This window comes from Quyinboa ferrireducens, from assembly GCF_042436675.1.
GTDB lineage: Bacteria > Bacteroidota > Bacteroidia > Bacteroidales > UBA5342 > JBHJHP01.
Genome location: NZ_JBHMVA010000002.1, coordinates 252104 through 262762, shown reverse-complemented (window position 1 = coordinate 262762; position 10659 = coordinate 252104). Strand labels below are relative to the sequence as shown.

General features: G+C 37.0%; 9 protein-coding genes. All 9 read right to left on the bottom strand.

The window, feature by feature from the left end; genetic code table 11:
- Positions 1-129: 129 nt before the first annotated feature.
- Complete coding sequence (locus tag ACE01N_RS04555) at positions 130-2811, bottom strand: choice-of-anchor J domain-containing protein (RefSeq protein ID WP_380585280.1); 2682 nt, start codon at positions 2809-2811, stop codon at positions 130-132.
- 542 nt (positions 2812-3353) lie between these two features.
- Positions 3354-3725: a hypothetical protein gene (locus tag ACE01N_RS04550; RefSeq protein WP_380585278.1), complete on the bottom strand. Its 372-nt coding sequence runs from the start codon at positions 3723-3725 to the stop codon at positions 3354-3356.
- A gap of 314 nt (positions 3726-4039) precedes the next feature.
- Complete coding sequence (locus ACE01N_RS04545; protein ID WP_380585276.1) at positions 4040-4831, bottom strand: tetratricopeptide repeat protein; 792 nt, start codon at positions 4829-4831, stop codon at positions 4040-4042.
- 104 nt (positions 4832-4935) lie between these two features.
- Entirely contained in the window at positions 4936-5988 is a 1053-nt protein-coding gene (locus ACE01N_RS04540; RefSeq protein ID WP_380585274.1) for an alginate O-acetyltransferase AlgX-related protein, read from the bottom strand.
- Positions 5989-5990: 2 nt separating this feature from the next.
- The gene (locus tag ACE01N_RS04535) at positions 5991-7439 is read right to left on the bottom strand and encodes an MBOAT family O-acyltransferase (RefSeq protein WP_380585272.1); all 1449 of its coding nucleotides are present in this window, start codon (positions 7437-7439) and stop codon (positions 5991-5993) included.
- Positions 7440-7554: 115 nt separating this feature from the next.
- Complete coding sequence (locus tag ACE01N_RS04530) at positions 7555-8679, bottom strand: T9SS type A sorting domain-containing protein (RefSeq protein WP_380585270.1); 1125 nt, start codon at positions 8677-8679, stop codon at positions 7555-7557.
- 240 nt (positions 8680-8919) lie between these two features.
- Positions 8920-9864, bottom strand: a complete 945-nt coding sequence (tolA, locus tag ACE01N_RS04525; protein WP_380585268.1) for a cell envelope integrity protein TolA — start codon at positions 9862-9864, stop codon at positions 8920-8922.
- A 6-nt stretch (positions 9865-9870) separates the two neighbouring features.
- Entirely contained in the window at positions 9871-10266 is a 396-nt protein-coding gene (locus ACE01N_RS04520; protein WP_380585266.1) for an ExbD/TolR family protein, read from the bottom strand.
- Entirely contained in the window at positions 10267-10659 is a 393-nt protein-coding gene (locus tag ACE01N_RS04515) for an ExbD/TolR family protein (RefSeq protein WP_380585264.1), read from the bottom strand.

Below are 10659 nucleotides of genomic sequence, written 5' to 3'. Positions count from 1 at the left end.
CCGGAAAAGAATGATTCTTTGTAAGATAGTGGTTTATTGAAATGTACAGCCACCGTGAATTCACATTTAATGCTTTATCGTTCGTGATCAGTCACAATTACCCGGAGCAGGTATTCGAATCCTCTCCATTCATTTTGTTACGAACTTGATTGTTTTAGTATTTTTTTCCGTAGATAATACGCATAGATATACGCCTCCTTCTGGGAGTATATTTGGAACAGAAACAGAGTGTGACCCAGCTTTCATTCTTTCATTGAACACAGTACAAACCTCTCTTCCGTGAATATCAAAAATGGTTAGCTTAACATTCCCATGATATTGAGTATGGAATGAAATAATGGATTCATAACTAACCGGATTGGGATATACTTTAAAATTCGAATCAAAAATTAGATTAGAATGTGTAACAACCCCTTCCGCCTTAAAATTATCAACATACAACTGAAGGTGCTGCTCTCCCTCTGTCTTTAATCTGATCCCAACAAAAACTGTATCCGGCAAATTGCTTATTGTTATCTCACCCGTGTTGCTCCATCCCCAATCAACCGGCATCTCCACTGACTTTAGTAAGCTCCAGCTGGTACTGTCAGTAAATCCATTAAATCTATCGGTGTACAAAATCTCCAGTTCCAATCCTTCACCAAATCTGGCAAAATCAAATGATAGTTGTAACTGGTCTGTGTGCTCCAAATTCAGGGCTGGTGAAACCAACCATGAATCAACCGGCTCGTTAGCGTCGCTGTGGGTATAATACCTAATACAGCTTGTCCCGTTAATACCTCCATCATCTATATTCCAGTTATCAGGATTTAATACGCTGGGTTTAGTCCAGCCATTGGAGAGGGCATTAAAAGGTTCATTAAACGGCAATTCAATCAGTGTGTCTGTAAAGGTAAGGTGTTGATACATCTTGAGACGCCTTAAATATCCCTTTTCAATCTGATCATACGATTGACTAAAAACACTGAAATCCATCCCCTTATCAAAGAACTCCTCCAGTTTCAATATTCCATCCAATTCATATAAATACCTTATAAATTCAAGTCCGAAATAATAGGGATCAATATTTCCTCCTTCATCCATATATGGATTTGTAATAAACTCATTAAGAGTTGGTTCCCTGCCAAACTGCTTCAAAAAATAATATAATACTGATTCTATTAGCGGGCGATTTTCTGCCCAATCCGAACCGTACTGCATGAAACCTGAAAAATTAGCCATCCCTTCATGATAGAATCCAAAAGGCATTTCGGGACATAAGACACTGTTATATACATGTCCGAATTCATGTGCCAATAACCAGGGAAATCCATCAATTCCATCAGGAAAATTATGAGGCGATATATTCAGTCCTCCACTTCCTCCGTTCCAGTTATCATAACCAGTCATATCCATACCGGTTTTTTCATCATAATAAATCACAAGATTATACTTCCGGTTAATCTCCAACCGGAATGAATCAATATAAAACTGTTGGGTTTGCTCCAGCCACTCAAAAAAGCGGTCAATAAACATGGTATCCCGTGAAGAACAATATATGTCGAAGTTATCTGAAGAGGCATATTTCTTTATACGGACCACATCTGTAGTATCGTAAAAATAAATCAGAAAATTATTCCAGATTGGCTCAAATGAGCCATAAGGTGCCGTTCCGTTATAATCGAGTAAACAAACAATTTGTCCTTCAACATACGAAACAATAATGTCCTTTTGTGCTGTTCTGCTGAAAACATTCATATCGTTCAGGGCTTCATGAGTCAGATCCTCCGGATGTTCTGACCGAAAACGAATGATCGAATCCAACCTTGGACGAAATCCCTGCTCATAAAGTCCAAAACCTTCTGTGTAATAGTCAGGCAATCCATAAAATCCACCCTGATCCCGGTACAACTGGTGATATTTTGCATAACCCGCGAACGTATTGATTGCCAGCCCTTCCATGCTTTGATAGTACTCCAGTTTTTCAGGTGTATCTAATGGCGAAAGATAGATTGAATTATTTTGTAGATCAAAAAAGCCGGACTTGATTTCAGGCGTCTCAGCATTTACAAAAGGAATATTCGCTTTTTCAGTATAATATATTTTTGTTTTAAGGTTTTTATCAATAAAGTCTGTTTTCCCCCTAATGTTCCATATGTCACAGTACTTTTTAAAACTTTGTTCCAATCCTTCTGATATACCGGTCCAGTAGTTTGTTTCCTCTGCCATATTGGTATAAAATTCAAAATACGCAGTACTTGCGACCAATTCATATTCCGGTGAAGCCACATATTTACTTACGCTAAAATTATCCAGCAGAAACAGAATGCCATTATTTGCTTCCTGATTACTGTGAAAGGCAAACCATATTTCCGATTCAGGAGCTTTTATATTAATTTCACCAGAATGGTGCCACGATTCCGTGCTTTCACCCAGATCATATTCTATTTCACTCCAGACATCATTTTGAGCATCCCCGGAATAGGCAGTAGTATAAAGCAACTCCGGTTTGGTTCCCTGGAAATTGTAAAAGCTGTAAAAATGAATTACTAACGAATCAGCATCTTCCGTATTTATTGGATTCGTAATTAACCAATCGTTCTGATTAAGATCATTATTTTCAAAGCGTACACATTGTCCTCCTCCAAATCCACCCCACGGGATCAGGTGCCAGTGTTGCCATCCTTCAAGATCTTCAGTTGACCAGTTTTCGAATATAGCGTCATTGGTTATGGATTCTTCAAAATCCTCATAAAAAGGTAATTCCAGGCTTTGAGATTGAGCATTGATGGCAATAAGAAAAATAAATAGCTCAGTAAAGATTGTTTTCATTATTATTTCGCATTTTAATGTATCTGCTATCCTCGTTATATCAACATATAATTTTTCATCTTCTCCCCTATACTTTAAAGCCACTTTATCTTTAATATTGAAAGTAATTGCAAAAAGTGATTCTAGTTTTAGCTAATTTGAATAAAAAAATCATTTCCAATCACCCTAAAATATAATCTCAGATTGGTTTTGCGGCTAATTGCTTACATTTAAGATATTGATGTTAAGATTGATATATTTACAAGTTATGCAAAAAATGAATAAATCAAGAAAATTTAGAATATGTTATGTAGACAGTAAAGGTATTTAGAATTATTCTATATGATGCCTGCCCAGCTTCCTGTGATGACTGCTTACTTGTTATGAGTTACTCAGAAAGCAGAGACTGCTTTTTAGCCATGTAAATTAACGAAAACTTCCATGTTAAAGCTGGCGACACTCAGAGCTGATAAGTCATCTATTCGTCAGGAAAGATTGCCTGCCTCTTTATCTTAAGGTCCATAGATAAGCTTTTCCAAAGTTTTAAACTTTGGAATAGTTAGTCACTGTTTGATAATCCAGTCAACGGCTGCATCATAGGTAGTGAAAGGCTTAATTTGCAAATCCTGTATAAACTCACCCATAGAAGGAAAGATAATTTTTTTCGGATCTTCACAAATCACTGCCAACCGGATGCGTTTAAAGGCATCTTCTGTCTTCAGATATGCTATCAGATATTGAAAACTGTTCATATCCATTCTAAGATTGCAGGCACAAATGTTATTAATAACACCGAGTACGTTTTCTCCAAGCATATTATTAGTCAGTAGAAACTTCCATGATTCTATGATGTCTTCTACTTCTACATTTCCCTCAAAATCTCTTATCAGGATCGTTCCTGAAGGATAATTTTGTTGCTCATAATGGATTGACATAATAATATTTTTCGGGTTAAGCTAGCATTTACCTCTTCGTATTACCGTATTAGTTTCCAGTGAACTAAATGAGACAGAAGATAAAATAATTTATCATTTTGAAAATGAACACCCCCGCAGAGCAAACGGAATATCTATAAGGAATTATTCGTTTAAGCACCACAAGGCAGTAATAAAACCCATTGCTCCCTCGACAAAAGCTCGGGATCATTTCGACTTTGTAATTTCAGTTCACTTCGTTTCTCAAATCACAGTCTCACTGATTTAAGCAGTACTCAATTTACGTATTTTTACGTGAGATATCAATACGGCTTTTACCAATACCCCTTACACCTCTCTTTTTCGGCAACTTTAAGTACCGTAAATCCTTGTTCTATTGCCTTTTTAAAATCGGCACATCCCTCCTCTTCATTTCCTGTAGTATATTTTGCCAGACCACGAAGAAAATAAGCATTCTTATTATCCGGTTCAAGTTCTATGGCTTTGTTACAATCCACAATTGCCTCATTCAGTTTATCAGGAAACCAGGTTCCGGCCCTGTTGATATAAACTCTTGCATTTGCTGAATCTATATCAAGGTAGGTTGAAAAATCGTTCCTGGCCATTTGAGGATTTGCCGTTGCCATATAAATTCTGGCTCTGTCCAGATATAAGTCAGGTTCAGGGGCCTCCTCTGCAAGTTGTTCATTCAAATGCTGCAGCTTTTCTGTAAAATCAGGATATACCCAGAATCCCATTGTTGACTTTACCCTTCCTCCACAGGTATCGTCAATTAGGTCAAAAGACACGTAATAATCATTTTTATTCATAGTGTAAATTCCGGGGCCAGGACAGGAAATACCGTCCTTATCAGTAAAAATTATAGTATCTCCCTGAACCGAATACAGACTTGTTACCTCAACTGTACTGTCGTTACCAAAATCGACATCCACCGTTCCATCTGTATTAAAATTTAAACTTACAGGCCCCTGCATCGACATGCGCAGAATCTGCATATCAAGACTGGTTATAGTCTCGGAATCATGTTTTGTCTCTGACTTTTTGGAAGTATTCTTACATCCGAACATGGTTAATAAAAAGACAAAAAGCAACAGCGGGGTTTTCATGGCTGCAATTTTATGAGTGTTTGATTTCCATTGAGTTACACAAATATAAAGCATTTAACATAATAACGGAAATCTTAAAATACCTGATCAGCAGGAATTTATCCTTATGGCATATTATTTTTAAAGAGTAAGGTGTTGTTTATTTCAGCAGCAATAGCCCGGGCTGTTGAAGGTGCCCAGTGTGTATCCCCATAGTAATATAAATCCTTTTGCTTACGTTTTAAGCTATCCAAATAGCTTTTGGTATCAACGTACAAATAATCCTTTTGCAGGTCATCCAAATATTCAAAAAACATCGGCTCAACATAATTTGACTTATCTTTTATGCTGGAATAATACAAATCGTATTTATCAGGACAAACCAATACTATTAATTTAATACCCCATGTTCCCAGTTTTTGTGAGAGCAGATTTAGCCTGCTGTTTAACTTTTCCACCGAATCAACAGAATTATTATAATTCAGATAATCAATATCTTCGTTTATAAACAACAGTTCATTTGTTTTAGCTGAAAAAAGTGTATCACGGGTACGGACTTTATAGGTGAGTGATCCGGGAGGATTATCCATAAAATTATATAGCAAGTTAATGTATAAAACTTTAAAAATCCGTTCCGAAAAAAAATCATATTTTTCATCCTGACCATCTTTTGATAGATTTGATTTTCTAAGTTTAATAATATCCTTTTGCGTAAATACGCCTGATGTATCAGCCTTCAATCCTCTGTACGTAATATATCGTTCTGCAGATTCAAGAATGACATATTTTACGTGCAACGTATCAAAAGCATTGCTGTTTATAAAGTTTATAAGTGACTGAACCGGATTCTGATCATAATACCGGTTAAGATTTAGAACAGAAACAGAATCATTTGCCAAAAAATTATTGTAGCCAAGATTAGACTTATCTGAATAAGAATCGCCAATGGTAAAGTAAGTAAATGTATCTACAACTGACTGCCCCTGCCTGGAAAAATAAGTCATTCTCATTGGCACAGATTTAATCGGGTTACTAAACTCTTGGTTATGTGATGTTTGAAGTATATATCCCACTCTAACTAAATCACCCTGATCCTGAGGATTAAAAAGAAAAACAACAATACTCAGCAGCAATACCGGAACAACGAAATATGAACTTTTTATAATAAACCTTCTCATGACTAAAACTGGAAATAAATAAATTGTTGTTCTTTACCTCCGAACCAGAATAATGCAAAAATTATCAGATAATAAAAACTGTATCTGAGATATTTATTCCATTTCAGAGCCAGCTTTTCAATGGCATAATTATCTGCTCTTCCAAACCATTCTGTTATCAGAAAAATAATAGTCAGAATAATTGTTGGTATAGCCAGGGTTCCATTCTCAAAATAAGGCATCGAAAATATAGATTTGGAGAATACTTTAGAAAAAATATGCATAGCCTGCCCCATAGATTCTGATCTGAAAAATATCCAGCCAAGCGTTGCAAGTAAAAACGTTATTCCAATAGAAAATATCTCCATAACACCCGGAATAACCTTGCCTTCGGCTGGTATATTAAGGTATTTTCGGTTGCTTTTTGTGAGTAAAAGTGGTAGAAAATATATGGCATTCAGAGCACCCCATGCTATGAATGTCCACTTGGCACCATGCCAAAACCCACTGACTAAAAAAATGATAAAAATATTCCTAACGTTCTGCCATTTAGAACCTTTACTTCCACCTAAAGGAATATAAACATAATCTCTGAACCAGGTAGAAAGTGAAATATGCCACCTTCGCCAGAATTCACCGATATTTCTTGAAAAATACGGGAATGCAAAGTTTTTCATAATATCAAATCCAAATAATCGTGATGTCCCGATTGCGATATCTGAATAACCTGAAAAATCACCGTAAATCTGAAATGCAAAGAATATGGCACCCAATAATAATGTACTGCCTGAATATTGTGTTGAATGATTAAAAATTGTATTTGCAAATTCAGCACAATTATCAGCGATAACAACCTTTTTGAATAACCCCCATAAAATTTGTCGCATTCCATTCACTGCTTTTGAGTAATCAAAATTTCTCTTTGAATAAAACTGAGGCAACAAATGTGTTGCCCTTTCTATAGGTCCGGCAACCAGTTGCGGGAAAAAGCTTACAAATGCTGAAAATGCAATAAGATCCCTTGTTGGCTCAAGCTTTCGTTTATACACATCAATGGTATAACTCAAAGTCTGAAACGTATAAAAACTTATTCCAACGGGCAATATTATCTGCAATGATTTTGAATTAAATGTTGATCCGAAAAACTTAAAGGCTTCGATAAAATTATCCAGAAAGAAATTATAATATTTAAAATACCCAAGCAAGCCTATATTCACAATAATGCTGATCCAAAGGAGCACCTTCCTCTTTTTTCTGTTCTCTTCTTTGCCAAGTTGCAGACCAACCGTATAATCCACTAAAGTACTAAGCATAATCAATGAAAGAAATCGCCAGTCCCACCAGCCATAGAACACATAACTGGCAGCGACAACAAGAATATTCTGAAACTGTAAATTTTTACTGGTTGTAAACCAGTAAAGTATAAATACAACAGGTAAAAAAATTACAAAATCTATTGAATTAAACAGCATATTAACATGGTAAAGAAAAACAATTGACGTCCTGACAAAACGGCTGCAATTTACATAAAATAAGAGACTGATCAACCAGTAGCAATTTTGTAGAAACAGTTTAACTTTTTAAAATTCACGATAACACATATATTTTTCTTAGCCCGACTATATGGCCCTGCCATTTTAACCGCACAATATAAATACCAGATGGTAATGCAGAAATATCCAGAGGTGAACGTCCATTACGGATACATATCTTACCTGTAATTTCATAAACAGAGATTTCAACTGGTTCATTATAAATAGTAAACAGCATCTTTTGTACCGGATCGTAAATCACTTCGTTCTTTCCATTTGTTACATGAATAATCGAATTTTTATCTGAAAACCTTAATCTGAATAACGATGCTTTTCCAGTCGTGCTTTTCTCAGAGGTCACCAGATAATTATCAGTTCCGGTTGCTGCAATACCTTCAATTTTTGCTGAATAACCATCAAATACACCAAGTTGAGTTCTGGAAACGGGTTTTAAACTTAAGGGCGTTTTTGTAAACTCATCAATTTCAACCATCAAAGGATATTCATCCGTATACCCGCACAGCAGGATTTTTTGACTTGTAGTGTTATATGTTGCATCTGTAATTAAACCGTAGGGATTGATGCTGTCACGCAGGTATGCCACCTGATCTCCCGGAGTTTTTGCAACTTTATAGATATTGCATTTTGCATCTTTCCAGTTTTTGGTAAAGATCCATAGCGAATCACTAAAGGCTAAAAGGGTCTCTGCATCATAATTCGAAGCATAAGGTTTGGGTGTAAAATCAGTCTGATCCGAGTAACTGAACCGAATTGTATCAACCATTAACGTATCCGTATCACCCGTCAGATAATCATCCAGCGATAAACGATATACTCGCAAATCAGTCCGTGCTCCGTAGTTATTTCCAAAATCTCCGATATACATGTAATGATCATCGGAACATACTGCTTCCCAATCTACATTGGATGCATTTTTCAGAAAAACAGTACGTAAAACTTCACCGGAAATACTGTCCAGCTCAAACAGCTCCGGTTTACCATCAGAATCGTTATGAGAAATTAACCTCTCGTGTACAAAGTTCAGTCCGGAAGACTCAGCAACTCTGGTATTTAAAAAAGTAACAGGATCAAATTGTTGCGCAGAAAGTTGAAGGAAAGAGATCAGAATAAAAAAAGCACATGCAAGCCTGTATTTTCCTGTTAAAGATTTAACAATCATTCCGGATCTCGTTTAATCAGACATATAATAAAAACTTCCGGTTACTTAAAACCGGAAGTTTTTATTTGTACAACTCAGTAGGTTAATTTCATACTGTTCTGATAATACAATCAGCCTTGTATGAAAGTCAAACAGAACCTAAATTTACAACTTAAATGCTAAGTCGCCAAGTCATTTTAAATGAAGAATTTAACAAATATGGAAATTACCTACTAATCAGGTTGAATAAAATGCAGCCTATTAATCCAGTCGGAAATGATACGTTATGGTACCTATTTGTTTTATCGGAGCAGTAGGATTATCGTTGAACCGGGCTTTTAACGCGGCCTCCTTAGCCACTCGCCACAATTCGGAATTTTGTGTGGTTGATCCTTTTAAAATAGGCGTTGCACTAATAACGCGCCCGGAGCGATCCACTTCTATTGAAACAACTACAATGCCCTCTTCCTGGATATTGTAAACCGGTTGAGGTAAGGAACCTACAAGGCTTCTTCCTGTAAGATCAAAACCACTTCCATCTGTACCCAGCCCTGTTCCGGTATATGTACCGGTATTCGGAGCACCGTTGGGTGATCCCTGATTACCATCATCTCCGGTTTGACCTTCGCCTGAAGTATTGGCATTACCGGCTCCACCCCCAAATGCATCCTGTGTCCGCTGACGTATTTCTGCTGCTTTACGTTCGCGTTCCAGGCGCTCGCGCTCAAGCCGTTCCGCTTCTTCCTTTTTCTTCCGTTCAATCTCTTCCAGACGTTTGCGTTCCGCCTCTTCTGCCGCTTTTCGGATGCGTTCCGCTTCTTCTGCTTCTTTTTGTTTTCTAAGTTCTTCCGCTTTACGGGCTATTTCTTCCTCAGTCTCCTGTTTGCGTTTTCCGCTTTCAATAACCGGCGCTTCATCAAAATCCTGAGTCTCTACATCTTCTTTCACATCTTCCGATGTCTGTGGCTGAGCCTTTACAGGTTCTGAAACAGTAGGAGATTTTGGTTTTGATGCAGGCTTTTCAACTGATGGGGCCGGTTCCTGAGGACCTGTTCCCACGACGGAATTACCAAAATCCACCAATATGCCTTCTTCGGAATCCGGCATAATGGCTTTGAATCCGAAAAAAATCAGCAATAATAACATCACCACAACCGATATGATGGTATAAATTGTTGCTTTGGTATTTTCCTTTTTGTGTTCCAAGTCTTTCTATTTTCCCCTTGTTGCCAGAATCAGTTTATACTTATTGCGTCGAGCTATATCCAGTATTTTTCCCACCTCTGAAAACGGCACGCTTTCATCTGTATGTAAGGCAATATAAATATCCGGATCCAGTGATAACTTTTCCTGTAAACGTGGCTCTATTTCATTAAAATTCACCTGCTCTCCTTCGATGTAATATTTCATATCCGAAGTTATGGAAACCGTGGTATTCGGTTTTGCAGATGTTTGATGCGCACCAAACGGCAACTTCAGTTTTCTGATGGCTACCGGTGTTACCAGAGTGGAAGTTATCATGAAAAAGATAAGCAAAAGAAACACGATATCAGTCATGGAAGACATGCTGAACCCCGAATCAACCTTATTTCTTTTTCTGAACGCCATTTATTTAATATTTAATGCCACCTGGTAATTATTATCCTTTGCCAGGTTCAAAACCGTAACAGCCTGTTTGGTGGTCACACCTTTATCGGTTGTCAGGTTAATGTAAGTTTTTGACGGATCTTTTATGACAGTACTTATTTCCTGAAGCAGTCCAGCCTCATCCACCCGTTTACCATTTACAAAATACGAACCTGCATTGCTTACTCTTACCGTGATATAATTGCTGATCTGCTCTGTTTTATGTTCGGCTTTTCGCGGCATTAACAGTTTTAATGCATTCGGATGTACCAAAGTTGAAGTAACCATAAAAAATATAAGCAACAGGAATACAATGTCAGTCATTGACGACATACTAAATGATGCATTTACTTTGGTTCTCCGCTTATAAGCCAT